Genomic DNA, 16966 nt, shown 5'->3' on the forward strand with positions numbered 1-16966 from the left:
GTGTTCAGTGCGAGAAGTGGATCGACGGCAGGACACTGCGGAGCCACGAGGGAGACCACCAGGCGGCGTGGCCGCTCAGCCGCAACAGGACCGGGAGCAGGATCAGCCTGATCAAGAACGCGTCCAGCAGAACCGCGACCCCGAGGATGATGCCCATCTCCTTCGGTGGGAGTGGATCGGAGAGCGCGAAGGTGAAGAATACTGCGACCATGACCGCGGCGGCGGCGAATATGACACGTCCGGAGTGAGCGAGACCGTCGACCTGGGCCTTCTTCGGGTCGCCGGAACGTTCGTAATGCTCCTTGGCGGTAGCGAGCAGGAACACGGTGTAGTCCATGGCGATCGCGAAAATCATCGCGAAGAAGAACACAGGTCCCCAGCCGTCGAGAAAGCCCTGCGGCGTGAAACCGAGTAGCGACGCGCCGTGCCCGTCCTGGAATATCGACTTCGCGACGCCGAATGCCGCAGCGGTCGAGAGAAGGCTGACTCCGGTGCCGAGGATCGCGATCAGTGGTGCCTGCAAAGCAACGAGCAGCAGGAGGAAGCCGAGCACGAGGATGATCCCGATGACGAGCGGGAGGTAAGTGTTCAGGGCCTGTTGTAGGTCCAGGTTCTCCGCCGGTGCGCCGCCGACGAGCGCGGAGTCCGGCAGCTGTGCGCGGAGGTCGCCGAGGATCGTGCCCATGGCAGCGTCGGAGGGGTCCACGTCGGGAAGAGCTTGGAGTAGTGCGTAATCGGAGTCGTCCGCTGCGAGCTGAGGTGGAGTGACCATCGAGATCCCGTCCACCTCGCTCGCCGTGGTCGCCGTCGTGGCTGCGTCGGTGGTCGGGACGACGATCTGCAGTGCACCGGGTGCGCCGTTGCCGAACTGCGCTTGCACCAGTTCGTACCCTTGCCTGACCGGTGCGTCTTCGGGGACGACAGCGATCGACGGCATCGCGACCATCAGTCCCAGCACCGGCAGTGCGAGGGCAACAAGGATGCCGACGGAGACGAGTGCGAAGGGCCAGGGGTGTTTGTGGAGCAGTTCGCCCCATGCAGCGAATTTCGGGGAGCGATGGTGTTGACGCTTGGCAAACGGCAACGAGGCGGAGTTGGCCTTGGTGCCGAGCGCGCCCAGTGTGGCGGGCAGCAGTGTCATGGTCGCGACCAGGACGAAGCCGACGGCGAGCATGATTCCCACGGCCATGGTGCGGACGGCCGGCGCGGGAACGAGCAACACTGCCGAGAGGCTGACCAGCACGGTCAGTCCGGAGAGGACCACTGCTTTGCCTGCGGTGTCCATGGTCTCGGCGACCGCGGCGCGTGGGTCGCCCGCACGTAGAGCGTCGCGGAAACGGGCGACGATGAACAGGGCGTAGTCGATACCGAGTGCGAGCGCGAACATCATCGCGAAGTTCATCGCCCACACCGAAATGGGCGTCACCTCGTTGAGGAGCACCAATCCGCCTGCGGAGGCGACGAGACCGGCGACGGTGAGCAGCAGTGGCAAACCTGCGGCGACGAGCGAGCCGAAGGCGAGCACCATGATCGCCAATGTGACCGGCCACGAGAACAATTCGGCTTGAATCATCGCATCGTGGTTGGCTTTGTTGAAGTCCGACCAGAGCGCTGAGGATCCGGTGGGGTAGACCTCGATACCGTCCCGGGACAGTGCAGTGAGCTGCATTTTGACGTCGTCGACGGCTTTCACCATATCGTCGGTGCTCGCGTTGGCGCCGGCGATGAGTATCGCGGTGTGCCCGTCGGGGCTGATGGTCATCCCCGGCTGTGGGGCGATGACGTCGCCGAAGCGGGTGTCGCCGTCGAACACAGCCGCAACGTCGGTGAGTGTCTGCTGCACCGCGGGGTCATCGATGGCTGCGGTGTCGGAGTGAACGACGACCTGGACCGCGGCGGAGGAGTTTCCGCCGAAATGGTGCTGGGCGAGTTCGCGGACCTGAACCGACTCGGACCCGTTGGCCTGCCAACCGGCACCTGCGAGCGACGAAAAGACGGACGGCGCTACAGAACCCAGTGCGACGAGCGCGATGAGCCAGATCCCGAACACCCATCGGCGGCGTGTAACCATGACGCTTCCGAGGCGACCGAGCGCACCGAGGGTGCGGGCTCGATCAGGGGCGACGCGGCTGGGCGCCGGCGCGGTGTCGAACTCGGCCATGATTTCTCCTGATACGGGTGGGGGTATACACATGGGCCCACTTGTCTCTCGGGTGGGTGAGCCGCGAGGGTTGGGGCGACATGCTCTGCCGATGCTCACTGTGGCACATACCTAGGGGGGTATGCAAGTACCCCGGGGGGTATCTAAGTCTTCGGGTCGGTCGACCCCCGTCATGCGACGAGGAATCGGTCAGTTCCTGCCGTTTCCAGAGTTGCCGTTGCCGTTGCTGTTTCCGTTGCTGGAGTTCCCGTTGTTGCCGTTGTTGCCGTTCCCATTTCCGTTGTTGCCGTTACCGTTGCCGTTCTGCGCGGGAGGAACGACGGGTGCCTGAGGTTGGGGAGCGGGTGCGGGTGTGACTGCGGCCGGTGGCGTGGTGATCGGCAGTTCCGGAGGAATGGTGGTCGGGGGCGGCGTCGGCTCGGTGGATGTCGCAGGGGATGTCACAGGGGATGTCTGCACGGCGTCGGGGACAGGGGTGTCGTCGCTACCGAAGCTCGACCATCCGACGGCAACGGCAACGGCAACGGCAACGGCAACAGCAAGTGCGGTCATTGCGGCAGCGATCGGTATCCAGAGCTTGCGTCGTCGGGTGGTCACTGGCTGGACCGCCATCTGATCGGTGGTCACCGAGGCCGTCAGGAACTGCGGGTCCAGTGCGGCGGTGGCCCCAGCTGCGGGTCCGGTGCGGGTGAGGTCCTGCAGTCGCGACCTGAGTTGGGCGGCGTCGGGACGGTTCTGGGGGTCGCGTGCCGTCATGGCGGTGAGCAGCGCCGCCCACTCGGGTCCGACAGCGTCGGGAACCACCGGGTCGCGGTGCAAGCGTGCGATCGCGGCGGCGACGGCGCTGCCTTCGAACGCCATGCGTCCGGTGAGGCATTCGATGAGGACGAGGCCCAGGCTGTAGATGTCGGTTGCCGGTCCGGCGGCGGTGCCGGTTGCCTGTTCGGGGCTCATGTAATGCCCGGTTCCGACGGTGGTGCCGTGGTCGGTCAGGCGGATGCCGTCGACGATGCGAGCGATTCCGAAGTCGGTGAGTTTGGTGAACAGGTTGTCGTCCGGGCCGTCGGGACTTGCGATCAGGATGTTGGCTGGCTTGATATCGCGGTGTACGACGCCGCGGCTGTGGATATAGGTCAGCGCAGAGGCCAACTCGGCGCCGATTCGGGCTACGACCTGCGGCGGCAGTGCGCGGCCGTAGCGGAATGCGGACAGGGTGGGGCCGTCGACGAGTTCCATCACCAGGTACGGAACGACCACGCCGCCGGGATCTGCTGCCTCGCCCGCGTCGTACAGCGCGACGAGGTTCGGGTGGGTGAGCGAGGCCAGTGTGCGCTTCTCGGCGTCGATGCGTCCCGACGTGTCCTGCGGCCCGGCGTGGGCGAAGATCTTCACTGCCACCGATCGGCCCAGCACGTCGTCGACGGCCGTGACCACCTCGGCCATGCCGCCGCGGCCGAGAACCTCGCCGAGTCGATACCGCCCGGCGAACAGGAACTGCTCGTCCGATGGACGGTGCCGATCCGATCCAACCATCGATGTGTCCGTCCGATCCGAGTGTGCGATTACGTCGAACCATATCGTCGTGTCTTCGCCCCGCACCCGGTGCCCAGGCGACGCGCAGGGCATGATGAAGGCCGGGTGGGGTGGATTTCGTCGGGTTTCAGCAAGGAGGACGGGCACGTGCGCCACCACGACACGGCTGCGGCCTCACCGCTCACGGTCGACATCGATTCGGTGTATCAGCCGATCGTTGCCCTCGACAGCAACTGCATCGTCGGGTTCGAGGCCCTCACCCGGGCAGGCCCCGGTAGTCCCTGGCCGACGACGCCAGGTTTGCTGTCGGCAGCGGAATCGCACGACGTGATTGCCGACTTCGATTGGCGATGCCGATTGACGGCTCTGCGCGGAGCTCTCGACGCAGGTCTGCCGGATGGGTTGATGCTGTTCGTGAATGCCGAGCCCGTCGCGCTCGAGAGTTCGCCGCCTCGTCAGTCGTCGACGCTGCTCGCTCAGGCCCGTGGGATGTCGATCGTCATCGAGATCACCGAGCGGAACCTCCTCCGAGATCCTGCGCGTCTGCTGCGAGCCGTCGAACACGCGAGGCACCTGGGTTGGCGCGTGGCCGTCGACGACGTCGGTGCGGACTCGTCGAGCCTGGCGCTGCTGCCGTTCCTCCGACCGGACGTGATCAAGCTCGACATGGGGCTCGTGCAGAGCCGGCCTACGGCGCACACCGCAGCTGTCGTGTCGGCGGTCGCAGCGGAAGCCGATCGGACCGGTGCGCGGATCGTCGCGGAGGGCATCGAAACCGAGCAACACCTGCGGACGGCACTGAACATGGGCGCCAGCTGGGGTCAGGGTTATCTGTTCGGCCCGCCCGCGCCGCTTCCGGCGTTCGGCGGTGGGGCGAGGAGTGTGGATCCGGAAGCGCGCGACGTCGCGGTGACCGTCCGCGCCCCGGCGGCAGTGACCCCGTACGGAGTGGTCAGTGCGGCAACGCGGTCGCGGCGTGCGGACGAAGCTCTCGTCGGCGCACTCGGATCGGGATTGCTGCTCAGCGATGACTGCGGGACCGTCGACGATCGTCCTTGTGACGACCGGATCGTCGCTCTCTCTCAACCGAATCCACGCCGCCGAAGTGAACGACGTTGCGGCGAACAGTGCGTTGACGGTTGTCTTCGGCACACGAGATCCGGAGTCGGTTCGTCCCGATACCGGCGATGCCCGTCATCGCTTTCGCGAGGTAACCGTCGGACCCGATGAGCCACTTGCCGAAGAACATTCGATCGTGGTGGTTTCGCCCGTGTTGACCGTCGCGCTCGTTGCCCTTCCCGTCGGCGCGGCACCCGACGGTACTTGCATGTACGACTACCGACTGACCTACGACCGCGATGTGGTCCTCGACGCCGCCACCACCCTGCTCCAGCGGACCGGTTCTTAGGCACGGAGTCGCACGTACCGCGTCAGATGGGCAAATACCTCAGCAGCTCGGCGAGGATCGGGCGGTGGCCTCCGAGCAGTTTGGCTTCGGCTTCGTCGGAGGTGAACCATTCGTGCCTGTCGATTTCCGGGAACGTCTCGATGTTTCCCGATCCCTTCGGCCATTCCATTTCGAAGGTGTTGCTCTGTGCGCCGGCCGCGTCGAGGTCGCCGTCGACGCCGAAGGCCGTCACGATTTTTCCACTGGGCTGCTTGACGGGTGTGAGCCGTATCGGGTCTGTGCCCGCCGGCACCGGTGAGCCGGTTTCTTCGAGGAATTCGCGCTGAGCTGCGGCCCAGGGATCTTCGTCGTCCTCGTACTCACCCTTGATGATCGACCACGCGCCTTCGTCCTTCTTCGCCCAGAACGGCCCTCCCGGGTGGCCGATGAGGACTTCGACCTCACCGTTCACCGTTCTGTACAAAATGATTCCAGCGCTCAGCTTGGCCATGGTGTCCTTCTCCTCGGGTGAGTCGATGTCTCCATCCTGCATGGGTGGATTCTCGAGTCCTGGTAATGCCCGGCTGCTGACGGTAAGAACAGGGCATGATCGATCGCGAAGGGTTGGCGGCGTTCCTGGTCGGCCGTCGGGCGTTGTTGCAGCCGGAGGACGTGGGGTTGCGGCGTGGTCAGCGGAGGAGGACTGCTGGGCTGCGGCGTGAGGAAGTGGCGGAGCTGGCTCACATGTCCACGGACTATTACGCGCGGTTGGAGCGCGGCACCGGTCCTCGGCCGTCCGCCGAGATGATCGCGTCCATCGCTCAAGGGCTGCATCTGACGCTGGCGGAGCGTGATCACATCTTCCGTCTGGCGGGACACAGTCCCCCGGCGCGGGGGTCGGCGAGCGAACACGTCAGCCCCGGGTTGCTGCGGATCATGGATCGGCTTCAGGACACTCCTGCCGAGGTCATCACCGAACTGGGCGAGACGTTGCGGCAAACTCCTCTCGGTGTGGCGCTGACCGGCGATGCTTCGCTACGCAATGGGCCGTCGCGAAGCCTCGGCTACCGGTGGTTCGCTGATCCTGCCGCTCGTGAGCTCTATCCACCCGAGGAGCGTGAATTCCTGTCGCGGCTCTACGTTTCGGGCTTGCGTGAGGTGGTGGCGGTGCGGGGTCCGGGGTCGCCTGCCGCGACGATGGTGGAGATGTTGGAGTCGGAGAGCGACGAGTTCGCGCGGCTGTGGGCGGACCACGAGGTGGGCCTGCGTCCGCCGGACGTCAAGCGATTCGATCACCCCTCCGTCGGCAGGCTGGAGCTGCAGTGTCAGACGCTGCTGGACCCGGACCAGTCGCATCGCCTCCTTGTCTACACCGCTGTCCCCGGCAGTGAAAGTTACGAGAAGCTGCAGCTCCTCGCGGTCGTCGGCGCCGAGCCTGGTCTGTGAGCGGATAGAGGTGGATCGGTAGGTCCTGGTTCGTCGGGTTCCATGCGCCGAAACTTGTGTTCACACATCCACTTCGACGGGAGCTGCATCATGGCACGCAAGATCAGTACAGAACTTCTCGACTCGACAGGCAAGCTGGCTGTCGTCACCGGCGCCAGCGACGGTATCGGCAGTGTCATAGCGACGCGTCTCGCTGCCGCGGGCGCCGAAGTGCTCTTACCCGTGCGTAATTCGACGAAGGGCGAGCGGGTCGCGGAGCAGATCCGAGCAACTGTGCCGGGGGCCAACGTCTCGATCAGGGCGCTGGATCTGTCGTCTCTGGAATCCGTTGCAGCGCTTGTCGATCGACTGACCACCGAGGCGAGGCCGATTCACATCCTCGTCAACAACGCCGGTGTGATGCAGCCACCGAACAGGCAGGTCACCCAGGACGGTCTGGAATTGCAGATGGGCACCAATCATCTCGGTCACTTCGCGCTCACCCGGGGACTTCTACCGCTGTTGCGCGACGGTCGCGCCCGGGTCACCAATCAGACGTCCATTGCTGCTCGTAGCGGCGGAATCAACTGGGACGACGCGAACTGGGAACGCAGTTACGACGTCGGCAAGGCGTACAGCCAGTCGAAGATCGCGGTCGCGCTGTTCGCGCGTGAACTCGATGCTCGGAGCAAGCAGGGCGGGTGGGGGATTACCAGCAACATCGCGCATCCGGGTGTGTCCCCGACGAATTTGCTTGCTGCTCAGCCTGGAATGGGGAGGAACAAGGACACGCTCGCGCGGAGGGCCGTCGACGCGTTGGCCCGCGTGGGTATCGCCGGCAGCGTGGACAGTGCAGCGATGCCTGCGGTGGTCGCAGCGGCGGGTATCCACGCCGAAGGGGACGAGTTCTACGGCCCTACCCGCGTCGTCGGCGGCCCTCCCGCGCTTCTGTCGATGTGGAAGACGATGACGGGCATGGACGACGCCCGACGGCTGTGGGACCTGTCGGAGGAGTTGCTCGCCCGGTAGCCGATGCCGAGATCGGGCGGTGCTCGCCGGTCTGCGCCGGTACCGTGGGTGATATGGCCAGCAGAACCATCGACGACGGTTCGCGCTACGGCGCGGGCGGGTGGCGATGGAACGCGGGCGATGTCAGGCTGGTCGTCACTGCTCTGCTGGTGGCCGTCATGGCCTTGGGCCTGGTACTGCGGTTCTGGTTGTTGTTCGGTGCGGTTGCGATCCTGGCCGTCGCGCTGTGGTTGATTCAGGACAGTGCGGTTCAACGTCAGGCTCGACGCGAGCTCGAGGAGCGCCGTCGCGCGGATCTCCGGTCGCGCGCCGACGCCGAGCATCAGGCGTTCCTGCGTGGTGAGCCTCGCGGGTTGTACGGCCAATACGAGCCACCCGAGGTCTGACTCCGACAATCTGGACAGCCAAGGAAGGTTAGTCTAACCTCCCTCTCGGGCGCCGCTGTGGCGTTCGACGAGTCCGGAGGATCCCATCACGATGAACGTTTCCACCAGGATGTCTGCTGCCCTTCGTGGTGTCGCGGTCGCGTCGATTACCGTGATCGCTCTTGCGGGGTGCTCCGGGAACAGCGACTCGGCGGCGGAATCCACCGCGGCTGCGGACTCCTTGCTGCCGGCGGCGGAGGGCAAGACCGTGTATCCGCTCACCGTGGACACCGCGACCGGTCCGGCAGTGATCGAGGAGCGTCCCGAGCGCGTGGTGATGGCAAGTTCCTGGGACGCGGACCTTTTTGCTGCACTGGGTGTTACGCCGGTGGGGACCGACGAGCAGATCGACTTCTATCCGTGGGCGGTCGAGAAGATCCCGGGTGAGATCGAGACGGTCTGGCCCATCGGCGACACCGCGTATCCGGCGGAACAGGTAGCCAACACCACGCCTGACCTCGTCGTCGACACCCTGGCGGCGGACCCCGTGGACACCGAGCAGTTGGCCGACATCGCACCTGTCGTCGGCGCACCGGCCGGCATCGAGGCACCCCTGTGGGAAGACCGGCTTCGTCTTCTGGGTGAAGCTCTGGACCTGTCCGACCGCGCTGAGCAGTTCATCGACGAGTACGGCACCACCTTCGAGAACATCCGCGCCGAGCACCCCGAGTTCGAGGGCAAGACCGTCGACTACCTCGTGTACTGGGGAGGCGGCAGTGGCACCGGCTTCATGAACACCATCGACAGTGAGCCCGAGGCGCTGCTGACCTCCTTCGGATTTGCGGAGAACACCAACGCCGCAGTGCTGCCGCAGGACGGAGAACTGAGCGACGAGTTGCTGGGCACGTTGACCGGCGACGTTCTCGTGATCTCCAATCAGGCTGCCGACCAGGCGGAGTTCGACGCCTGGTATTCGAGCCCCCTGCTTCAGCGGCTCCCCAGTGTGCAGGAGGGCCGGACCGTGATTCTGAACCTGGCGGCCGACAACACTGTCACCTACGACGGTGAGCGTCAGGACTTCACCGGCCACTTCGGTCGAGCGTGGTCCGTCGGCCCTCTCGCGCACGAAGAGCTCGCCGACTTGCTGGTGCCCAAGCTGTCTGCGGTTCTGACCTAGACCGGTCCGGCGGGGCCGATCCATTCGCGTTGTGCCGGTGGTCCCGGGGCGGAAGTCGACCGATTCGATTAACCTGATTCGGGACGAATCAGTCCAGAAAACGGGAACATTCAGGAGTCACATGAAGAGTGTTCGCGGCGCAGAAGTGACCGGCCGGGAGCACGTGAGGATCGGGAGTGGTCATGTCGCGTGAGGACAAGGCTCGTGCAGGGGCGCAGGCGGCCGTCGGTGGTGATCGGATTCTCGACGTCGCGTTGACTGTTCCGAAGGGGTCGACGTTTGCCGGGGCCGTGGGTATGGGTCTCGGCGCGGGTGTGGGCGGAGGCGGTTCTTCGACCACGGCATGGGAGGTCGGTGGCCTCTTGGCTGGCCGCGGTATGGCCGAACGCCGTCAGAAGATGCCGCCGTCGGTCGTGCTCGCCCTGTCGGAGACGACGCTGTATGCGTTGGCGCGTAAGCGTTCAAGTCTGTTCGGTTCGTGGAAGAACTTGGGGTTGCTGGTGAAGATTCCACGCCGCCACCTGAATGTGACACATCGCCGTCGCGGAACTGTTCTGCATCTGACGTTCACGGACACCACCTCGGGTGTTGCGCTCGAAGTCGAAACAGCCCCGGTTGGAAATCTGGGGATCGACGACTTTGTGAAAACTCTCGACAGCACCTCGCAGGGCTGACCGACACGAACGGTCCGCCCTTCGACCGAAGGTGACGGACCGTTCGTGGTTTTCACGCTTTGTCAGGTATTGCGGTTCCGAAGCCGCAGCACCTCGGATCGCGCGAACTGCACAGCCGGGGTGTTCGCGCCGCGGTCACGTGCAATGTGGTCGGCGAGGTCGCTAGCGGCAGCGATGATCCATTTTTCGCGGTGTTTGGCGGCTCGACCTTTCTGCGCTGTGCGGAATCGACGTCGCTGCTTACGATCTCCGGTGATCGCCGTCAATTCGTCCTCGGTGAGAACACCGTCGGCTGCTTCGGGCGCGAGGATGTCTCGCAAGTACCCTCGTTCCTTGCTCACTACCAGGTGGAACACCCAGATGACGATGGCGAGGAACACGACTACGGCGATCGCGATGTGCGCCATCGACACTGGGAAGGACGAGGACGGGAACAGCGCGGACATCGAATCCCACACCCCGTGCATCAGCATTGCCAGCACGATCAACCCGAGTCCACGTGCGAGGTTTCGTGGCTCACCAGGGCGACGGCCGAGTAGATAGACGACGCCCGCACCGAAGATCGCCGAATATGCGATGTGGCCGGAGAGTCCGGTGACCATACGCACGACTGCGTTGAGGAACGCGTGCTGTCCGGGATCGACCCCGAATCCTGACGCGGCCACGTTGAGCGCATACAGCAGGTCTTCGACTATCTGGAACCCGAGTCCGACGAAGGCGCCGACGACGAACCCGTCGAACGCGGTTCGAATCACTTTGGGCGCGATATACATCAGCAGTACGACGCCGAGGCCCTTCGATATCTCCTCGGTGAACGGCGCGGCCAAAGCGGCACTCCAGTCGGCCGCGAACTGCTGTCCGAACAATTTGGCGTAGATCGACCCGAGAGGTGTGTTGGCCCAGATCGCAATCCCCATCGTCGCAGCGAAGCCACCCCATACAAGCGCGGTGAGAATCAGCTTTCCCGGTACCGGCGAGTATCGGTCGATGTGACGGGTGAACCACCACAGCACGATTCCGTAGATCGCCAGCAGTGTGATCGACGCGCCGATGGCGGCGCCGTAGACCTTCAGGGGTGTCGGGAACTCGGTGAATGCGCCGAGCACACCGTAGCCGACGAATACGACGAAGACCCACCAGCACAGGTTGCGTGGTTGGGCGAAGTGGAAGCGTGCGGCACGGCCCGAGGCTTCGATCGCATCGAGTTGCGCGCGCACCTGTTCGGCGGTTCGGCCGTTGTCGACTGCACCGTCGGTGGAGTCGTCGGTCGCGGTGGAATGCCTTCCTTGTGTTGTACTCACTGGTTCTCCCCGGAGATGGTGATGCTCTCGATCATGCGGGCGACGTCGTCGGTCGACTGTTTGTCGTAGTTGGTCGGTGACACTGCGACGACTTCCAGCCCGGTGCCGTTGCCTACGAACGCGGCGATGATGCCGTCGATGTTCGGTCCGTCGTAACTGGCCATGACACCCCGATGCCCGTCACCGGTGGTCACTGCGACGGTGTTGCTTTCGACGACCGGCGATTCGATTCCGTAGGCCTCTTGGTTGTCTCGAATCCGATCGAGCAGGTCGTCGGGCGTGCCGTCGTACGAGGCCGCTTGAAGTTCGAACGTCACACCGCCTTTGGTCAGCACCGCCTCCGTCGGGTACTCACCACCTGCGGCGGGCTCACCTTCACGCAGTCCTGCTATGACGTTCCACCCCGGGATCGGGGTGAAGGTGACGTCCTCGCCGACGGCGATGACGTCCCCGGACACAGTCGGGTCGTCGTAGTCGATCCGGCCGTCGAGCGCGGTCGGTCCGAAGGAGATGAACGCGGCGATCACCAGCACCACGAGCCCGGGGATGATCGTGCGGCGGTCGAGTCCGAGCTTGCGTTGATCGGCGGGTATCCACGAGTCCGGTGGCTCGTATGGCGCAGGCGTCGAATCATCGAAGGCGGGCGATCGGGGCGGGGATGTCGTCGACATGGAACTCCTTGTCCAAGTGTGTGGTCGGTGCAGTGCACAGGTCAGGTTGCGGATCCGTGCGGTTCGATGTGGCGTCGGCGAACGAAGAGCACGATGGCCAGGACCACCATGGTGAGGATCGCGAGGAGGCCGAGCGGGTAGAGCTCGTCGGGAATGACCTGGCCGGAGATGAGCGAGAAGTCCCAGAGTCCGTGGATGAGTGCGGGGATCAGAAGTCCTCCGGTACGTCGTCTGATGATGTAGAGAAAGTAGCCGGCCACGATGGTGGTGAAGACCTGCATGAACGCTTTGGGGCCCTCGGAAATCAGGTTCGTGGAGTGCGCGACTCCGAACAGGACGGTGCTCCACAGCGCTACCTTGCCTTCGGTGAAGCCGTTGCGCCGAAAGACGGTGACTCCGATCCCGCGGAACATTGTCTCTTCGGTGAGGCCGACCAACAGGCACATGACGAGAAGCAGGATGGAGAACGTCGCGCCCTTGTCAGCCAGTGCGCTGTAGTCGGTGACGACGACGATCGTGAGGACCATCAGGATCGGTACGAAGATCAACCAGCCCTGTACGGGGCGGTCGTCGATCCATACCGGTCGCCACCACCCCAGATAGGCGACGACGCCGTAGGCGAATACGCAGGAGACCGCGACCGGCAGGAGATATGCACTCCATAGCTGTCCCACATCGGCTGGGGCTGCGTATTTCACGTCGTCGTTCCTGGACATGAAGAAGCTCAGCCCTTGGACTATGACCAGATAGATCACGGCGATGGCAACGAATCCTCCCACCGAAAGTCGGCGTCCGGAAACGGTCGGGGATGAGGGCGCTCGGCTCGTCATAACAGTTCACGTTAGGGCTAGGCGTTCCATCCTGCGCGGCGAAACCCGACTTCGGTTGAAGAATTCGTCATCGATGCCGATGGGTGGCGTTGTTTGCTAGGTTTTCAGGACCTCCAGAATCCAAAGAGCTTCTCGCACAGTCAGCTACAGGAAACCTGGTTCCAGGACCGAATTGCAGCGCTACGTCCGATCAGGTCAGAAAAGGATACCGATGACTCACGAACGCGTCGACGATCCGGCATCGCAACGGTTCGGCCGTCGCATCGAACGCCAGGACGGCCTCGACTTTCCGTATTACAACGGCAAGCCGGTCTGGGTGAGCGGTCATCAATGGATTCTGGTGGTCGTCGCAGTTCTCGTCGCCTATGCCATTCTGGTCACGGTCGAGTTCGAGAATGAAATCCTGTCTTTCATCCCGATAGTGGCGCTTCCCCTGTTGCCGTTGGTTGCTCTCGCCGTTGTGACTCGCGGCCGGTGGACGGCTCTCTACCACCGCGTCGCGATCCGAGATTTCGGACTGGTTGCCGGTTTCATCGCCCTCGGGTTGGTAGTGGCGGCGGTCATGGACGTGATCGTGCGTGCCACCGTCGGTACGGCAGGCAACCCGGAAGCCGACGAACTCGTCGACTCCTCCCTTGGAGACGCTCTGCATTTCTTGGTAAGCAGCGCCATCCAGATCATGGGCGAGGAGCTGTTCGTGATCCTTCCGTTCCTGGCGCTGCTCTATCTGTTCGTGCAGAAGTTCGGGTTGGGCCGAAACTCAGCTGTGGTGGTGGCGTTGATCGTCACCTCGATCGTGTTCGGGCTCTCGCATCTGCCGACCTACGACTGGAACTGGGCGCAGTGCTTGCTGGTTATCGGTGTGGGACGAATTTTCGACACCTACGTCTATATCCGAACCAAGAACCTCTGGCTGTCGTACGCAACGCATCTTCTGGGCGATTGGCTTCTGTTCGGCACACCGCTCGTACTCGGCGCAGTCGCAACCTGATACGCGATTTCGGTCCTCGGCAATCGTCACCGAGATGCCTTGGTGGTGAAACGGCGAACGACGTACAGCAGGACGCCTACGGCCAGGAGTAGTGCTGCGCGAAGCCAGGTTTCGGCGGATTGCTGGGTGGCCAACACCACGCAGGTCACAAGCGCGAGGATCGGCAGGATCGTCGGCGCGCGGAAGTGGTCCTCGCCGGTGTGGTCGCGACGCAGGACGAGGACGGCGACGTTGGTGCTGACGAACACGAACAGCAACAGCAGCACGACGGTTTCCGCCAGGGCTGCTACCGATCCCGTGAGGCAGAGTCCCATCGCGACGACGGTGGTGGCGATGATTGCCGTCCACGGCGTGCGGCGTCCGGGAAGGACCTTGGCGAGGACGGAGGGGAGCAGGCCGTCGCGAGCCATTCCGAAGGTCAGCCGTGAGGCCATGATCATGGTCAACAACGCTCCGTTCGCCACGGCGACGAGTGCGATGAGACTGAAGAACCACGCGGGGATGCCGGCGTCGGCGGCGTCGACCACTTCCAGGAGAGGCCCGCTCGACGCGGCGAGGGCCTCCGGCGGTACGACGGTGGTGACGGCGAGGCCGACCAGTGCGTACACCGCTCCGGCCGCGGCGAGTGCCCCGAAGAGTGCCCGCGGATAGACGCGACGGACATCCTTCACCTCCTCGGCGATGTTGGCGGAGGTCTCGAATCCGACGAACGAGTAGAACGCCAGCAACGCTGCACCGAGCACCGCCAGGGCGGGCGTGGAGCTGTCGTCGAACTCGAGAACGCGGGACGGGTCGCCGTCGCCGCGCCCGAGCACCAGTCCTGCAAGCGCGATGATCAGGACCAAGCCGGACACCTCGACCACCGTCATGACGAGGTTGGCGCGGAGAGACTCGGTGATGCCGCGTGCATTGAGGAGGGCGACGATGACCAGGAATGCCAGTGCTGCGGGCACGGTGGGAACGCCCACGAAGACCTGCAGGTAGTCGCCGGAGAAGGCAAGTGCCAGGCCGGCTGCGCTGGTCACGCCGGCCGCCAGCATGCAGAAACCGACCATGAACGACACGATCGGGAGTTTGTAAGCGCGCTGAGCAAATACGGCGGCGCCGCCGGCGCGGGGGTACTTGGTGACCAGTTCTGCATAGGACGCGGCGGTGAGCATCGCCATCACCAGGGCGACGACGAGGGGGACCCAGACGGCGCCGCCGACTTCTCCCGCGATTTCGCCGACGAGGGCGTAGATGCCGGCTCCCAGCACATCGCCGAGGATGAAGACGAACAGCATCTTGCCGCTGATCGCGCGAGCAAGAGGTGTGGTGTCCTGCCGATCCTGCGTCGCGTCGATCGCTCCGTCGTGGGTCCGTCTCGGTCGCATGCGAACCTCCGTGATGTGGTGGGGAAACACGTGGAGGGCGACGCGGTGTCACCGCGTCGCCTCCACCTGTCTTGATTCAGTTGTATTACTTGACCTTCGGGTCGTTCGCTGCAGCGATCTCCACCTCGGCGGTGGCCTGGATCAGCGCCAGAAGATCCTTGTCGAGGCCCGGTGAGAACTCCTCGCGCCGCTCGGGCGAGATCTTGATGGGGACGCCTTCCGGCATGATGGCCGTGGACAATTCGGTTCCGTCGTTCGACGGTGAGGCGCCGCGGTAGAGCTTGGCCGCCTGGCTCTTGTCGTCGGCGCTGAAGGTGTACTGGATGCTCTGCAAGCCCTTGTCCAGCAACTTCTTGACCTCGGGGAACCGTTCCGCGTTGGTCTTGGGGATCGGCAGCACCGAGCCCCAATTCACGCCCAAGCTTTCCAGTGCTTTGGCGAACGCGTTCTCGTGCGCCTGGTCGCGGACGATCAGGTACGAGATCGTCGAGCGGGCAGTCTTGTTGTCGGTCATCTCGTAGATGCGGCACTTCTGAAGTCGGCCCGTCGATTCCAGCATCAGGTTGTACAGCAGGTCCAGCACGAGGTTGCCGCTGTTGTAGACGTAGGAACCCGACCATGGGTTTCCTGCAGCATCGACCGGGAGGGCACCCTGTGCGCCGACGAGGTAGTGGTGAATGTTGCTGGTGTCCAAAGCAATCTTCAGGGGTGTAGCGCCCTTGGCGCCGGGCTTGTCGACGGGGTCCGTCTTCTTGCCGTTGTATTCGGGGGATCCGTCGAGCAAACGGGAGATTGTGGTGCCGATGAGTTCGACGTGGCTGATCTCTTCCGTACCGACGCCCTGCAACAGGTCCTTGTACGGCTTCGATGCCGGATCTCCGCGAAAGTTCATGGACTGGAACAGGTATTGCATCATGGTGCGCATTTCGCCGAACTGTCCGCCCAGGCCCTCCTGAAGGGCGTTGGCAGCGGCCGGATCCGGCTCGTCGACGGCGATGTCGTTGATCAATTGTTCGGTGTGTAGATACACGATTCTCCCTAGGACAGCAGTGCATCGAGCGTGAACGATCGGGTTGTCTGCGACGCCGAGACTTGACTGTCGCTTTTCCGCCTTCGGAGGCGTGCTGGGAATGCATCAGCCCTCCGGCTATACCCCTGGATGGCAGGGAGAAACATCACATCCGACCGGAGGTCCGGTTTGGTACCGCAGTCTTCGGGGCACTCCTGCATTTGCGCGACACGGCTACCGAAGACGGCGGAGGGCAAATAAACGTATGCATGACGAGCACGACGTAGTGGTATGGAAAGAAAACGTTCAGCGGCAGGCGTGGTGGGAATCGATTCTCGGGCTGGCTCCCGAAGCTCGGTCTCTCACAGTTGTGCCGCCTCTCGATGCGGACGACGTCGCAGCCGCGTAGTTGTGACCACCTGAATCGACTTGTGTATCCCGGCCGCCGGAAAACCGGCGGCCGTTCTGTTGCGTCCGGCCGGTCCCGAGCTGCCCGTCTGTCGAGCGTGCGTAGGCAAAGTTCGGGGTGTGCCGGATTTGCCCAGGCTGTAGTGTCCGCATTCATGATCAGATCAGCTGTGGCGAGGTCGGTGGCGATTGCCGGTGCAATCGTGGCGTCGGCTTTCGGTGTACCGGCCGTGGCGCACGCGCATCACCAGGAGTTCACGCCACTACCGGTGGCGTACTCGCTGGGCGAGAATTTCTCGGTCCCGTGCAGCGGGCAGCTGACCGGTTTTGTGCACACCCCGCACGACAGGCCTGGCCAAGTCACCGTAAGCGTCACGTGGCTTCCGTTCTTCACCGGTCCGTGCCACAACGCAATCTCAGTGAACTACTTGTCCGCTGCTGGTTCGGATGGTCCCGGAAGTGGAAATCCGTCGATCCTGCTTCCCTTCGATTCCCGGGCGTTCGTTCCATTGACCGGTGAAGTCACTTTCCCGATGCCATCCGGTGGAGGCTCGGTCGTCGTCACGCCCAACGCGGTGAGCACGACATACCTGAACCCCTTGGCGAATACTGTCAGATTCACGGTCGCCTGA

The 16966-nt window shown here is 64.0% G+C and carries 17 protein-coding genes; 9 read left to right on the forward strand and 8 right to left on the reverse strand.

Features of this window, described 5'->3' with window-relative positions:
• Positions 1-4: 4 nt before the first annotated feature.
• The gene (locus tag ACFULT_RS04120; protein WP_378480908.1) at positions 5-2071 is read right to left on the reverse strand and encodes an MMPL family transporter; all 2067 of its coding nucleotides are present in this window, start codon (positions 2069-2071) and stop codon (positions 5-7) included.
• Positions 2072-2350: 279 nt separating this feature from the next.
• On the reverse strand, positions 2351-3694 hold the full coding sequence (locus ACFULT_RS04125; protein WP_378480689.1) for a serine/threonine-protein kinase: 1344 nt from the start codon (positions 3692-3694) through the stop codon (positions 2351-2353).
• A 147-nt stretch (positions 3695-3841) separates the two neighbouring features.
• Here ACFULT_RS04125 and ACFULT_RS04130 point away from each other — a divergent pair, with 147 nt between their 5' ends.
• Together ACFULT_RS04130 and ACFULT_RS04135 are read left to right on the forward strand one after the other, a co-directional pair.
• Positions 3842-4924, forward strand: a complete 1083-nt coding sequence (locus tag ACFULT_RS04130; protein WP_378480690.1) for an EAL domain-containing protein — start codon at positions 3842-3844, stop codon at positions 4922-4924.
• A gap of 25 nt (positions 4925-4949) precedes the next feature.
• A complete protein-coding gene (locus tag ACFULT_RS04135; RefSeq protein WP_378480691.1) occupies positions 4950-5102 on the forward strand; it encodes a hypothetical protein in 153 nt (50 codons plus the stop codon).
• Positions 5103-5124: 22 nt separating this feature from the next.
• Here ACFULT_RS04135 and ACFULT_RS04140 read toward each other — a convergent pair whose 3' ends face one another.
• A complete protein-coding gene (locus ACFULT_RS04140) occupies positions 5125-5592 on the reverse strand; it encodes an NUDIX domain-containing protein (protein WP_378480909.1) in 468 nt (155 codons plus the stop codon).
• A 95-nt stretch (positions 5593-5687) separates the two neighbouring features.
• On the opposite strand from ACFULT_RS04140, the gene ACFULT_RS04145 reads away from it, so the two are divergent.
• The 5 genes from ACFULT_RS04145 to ACFULT_RS04165 all read left to right on the forward strand — a co-directional run bounded on the left by ACFULT_RS04145 (position 5688) and on the right by ACFULT_RS04165 (position 9751).
• Complete coding sequence (locus ACFULT_RS04145) at positions 5688-6527, forward strand: helix-turn-helix transcriptional regulator (RefSeq protein WP_378480692.1); 840 nt, start codon at positions 5688-5690, stop codon at positions 6525-6527.
• A gap of 90 nt (positions 6528-6617) precedes the next feature.
• Entirely contained in the window at positions 6618-7535 is a 918-nt protein-coding gene (locus ACFULT_RS04150) for an SDR family oxidoreductase (protein ID WP_378480693.1), read from the forward strand.
• A gap of 53 nt (positions 7536-7588) precedes the next feature.
• Positions 7589-7921, forward strand: a complete 333-nt coding sequence (locus tag ACFULT_RS04155; protein WP_094719823.1) for a hypothetical protein — start codon at positions 7589-7591, stop codon at positions 7919-7921.
• Between the two features lie 91 nt (positions 7922-8012).
• The gene (locus ACFULT_RS04160) at positions 8013-9077 is read left to right on the forward strand and encodes an ABC transporter substrate-binding protein (protein ID WP_378480694.1); all 1065 of its coding nucleotides are present in this window, start codon (positions 8013-8015) and stop codon (positions 9075-9077) included.
• 182 nt (positions 9078-9259) lie between these two features.
• Positions 9260-9751 (forward strand): hypothetical protein, encoded by a 492-nt coding sequence (locus ACFULT_RS04165; RefSeq protein WP_378480695.1) that lies wholly within the window; start codon positions 9260-9262, stop codon positions 9749-9751.
• Between the two features lie 62 nt (positions 9752-9813).
• Here ACFULT_RS04165 and ACFULT_RS04170 read toward each other — a convergent pair whose 3' ends face one another.
• From ACFULT_RS04170 to ACFULT_RS04180, 3 genes are read right to left on the reverse strand one after another with little or no spacing between them, the layout of a single operon-like run.
• On the reverse strand, positions 9814-11052 hold the full coding sequence (locus ACFULT_RS04170; RefSeq protein WP_378480696.1) for a PrsW family intramembrane metalloprotease: 1239 nt from the start codon (positions 11050-11052) through the stop codon (positions 9814-9816).
• Positions 11049-11723, reverse strand: coding sequence for a hypothetical protein (locus ACFULT_RS04175; protein WP_378480697.1), 675 nt, complete (start codon positions 11721-11723; stop codon positions 11049-11051). Before ACFULT_RS04175 ends, ACFULT_RS04170 begins: the two co-directional genes overlap by 4 nt.
• Before the next feature lie 41 nt (positions 11724-11764).
• On the reverse strand, positions 11765-12502 hold the full coding sequence (locus tag ACFULT_RS04180; RefSeq protein ID WP_378480698.1) for a CPBP family intramembrane glutamic endopeptidase: 738 nt from the start codon (positions 12500-12502) through the stop codon (positions 11765-11767).
• Between the two features lie 262 nt (positions 12503-12764).
• Between ACFULT_RS04180 and ACFULT_RS04185 the strand changes: the two genes are divergently transcribed.
• The gene (locus ACFULT_RS04185; RefSeq protein WP_378480699.1) at positions 12765-13544 is read left to right on the forward strand and encodes a CPBP family intramembrane glutamic endopeptidase; all 780 of its coding nucleotides are present in this window, start codon (positions 12765-12767) and stop codon (positions 13542-13544) included.
• Positions 13545-13570: 26 nt separating this feature from the next.
• On the opposite strand, the gene ACFULT_RS04190 is transcribed toward ACFULT_RS04185, so the two are convergent.
• Both ACFULT_RS04190 and ACFULT_RS04195 read right to left on the reverse strand, forming a co-directional pair.
• Positions 13571-14917 carry an APC family permease gene (locus ACFULT_RS04190; RefSeq protein ID WP_241483857.1) on the reverse strand — a complete coding sequence of 449 codons (1347 nt, stop codon included), beginning with the start codon at positions 14915-14917 and terminating at the stop codon, positions 13571-13573.
• Between the two features lie 85 nt (positions 14918-15002).
• Positions 15003-15947: a manganese catalase family protein gene (locus tag ACFULT_RS04195; protein WP_037111795.1), complete on the reverse strand. Its 945-nt coding sequence runs from the start codon at positions 15945-15947 to the stop codon at positions 15003-15005.
• A gap of 542 nt (positions 15948-16489) precedes the next feature.
• Between ACFULT_RS04195 and ACFULT_RS04200 the strand changes: the two genes are divergently transcribed.
• The gene (locus tag ACFULT_RS04200) at positions 16490-16966 is read left to right on the forward strand and encodes a hypothetical protein (protein ID WP_378480700.1); all 477 of its coding nucleotides are present in this window, start codon (positions 16490-16492) and stop codon (positions 16964-16966) included.

The organism is Rhodococcus sp. NPDC057297 (assembly GCF_042667435.1).
Classification (GTDB): Bacteria; Actinomycetota; Actinomycetes; order Mycobacteriales; family Mycobacteriaceae; genus Rhodococcoides.

Excerpts from the sequence above, each read along its gene's own strand:
- ACFULT_RS04120 (WP_378480908.1), bottom strand. The coding sequence starts at position 2,071 with ATGGTTACACGCCGCCGATGGGTGTTCGGGATCTGGCTCATCGCGCTC.
- ACFULT_RS04125 (WP_378480689.1), bottom strand. The coding sequence starts at position 3,694 with ATGGTTGGATCGGATCGGCACCGTCCATCGGACGAGCAGTTCCTGTTC.
- ACFULT_RS04140 (WP_378480909.1), bottom strand. The coding sequence starts at position 5,592 with ATGGCCAAGCTGAGCGCTGGAATCATTTTGTACAGAACGGTGAACGGT.
- ACFULT_RS04145 (WP_378480692.1), top strand. The coding sequence starts at position 5,688 with ATGATCGATCGCGAAGGGTTGGCGGCGTTCCTGGTCGGCCGTCGGGCG.
- ACFULT_RS04150 (WP_378480693.1), top strand. The coding sequence starts at position 6,618 with ATGGCACGCAAGATCAGTACAGAACTTCTCGACTCGACAGGCAAGCTG.
- ACFULT_RS04155 (WP_094719823.1), top strand. The coding sequence starts at position 7,589 with ATGGCCAGCAGAACCATCGACGACGGTTCGCGCTACGGCGCGGGCGGG.
- ACFULT_RS04160 (WP_378480694.1), top strand. The coding sequence starts at position 8,013 with ATGAACGTTTCCACCAGGATGTCTGCTGCCCTTCGTGGTGTCGCGGTC.
- ACFULT_RS04165 (WP_378480695.1), top strand. The coding sequence starts at position 9,260 with ATGTCGCGTGAGGACAAGGCTCGTGCAGGGGCGCAGGCGGCCGTCGGT.
- ACFULT_RS04175 (WP_378480697.1), bottom strand. The coding sequence starts at position 11,723 with ATGTCGACGACATCCCCGCCCCGATCGCCCGCCTTCGATGATTCGACG.
- ACFULT_RS04185 (WP_378480699.1), top strand. The coding sequence starts at position 12,765 with ATGACTCACGAACGCGTCGACGATCCGGCATCGCAACGGTTCGGCCGT.
- ACFULT_RS04190 (WP_241483857.1), bottom strand. The coding sequence starts at position 14,917 with ATGCGACCGAGACGGACCCACGACGGAGCGATCGACGCGACGCAGGAT.
- ACFULT_RS04200 (WP_378480700.1), top strand. The coding sequence starts at position 16,490 with ATGATCAGATCAGCTGTGGCGAGGTCGGTGGCGATTGCCGGTGCAATC.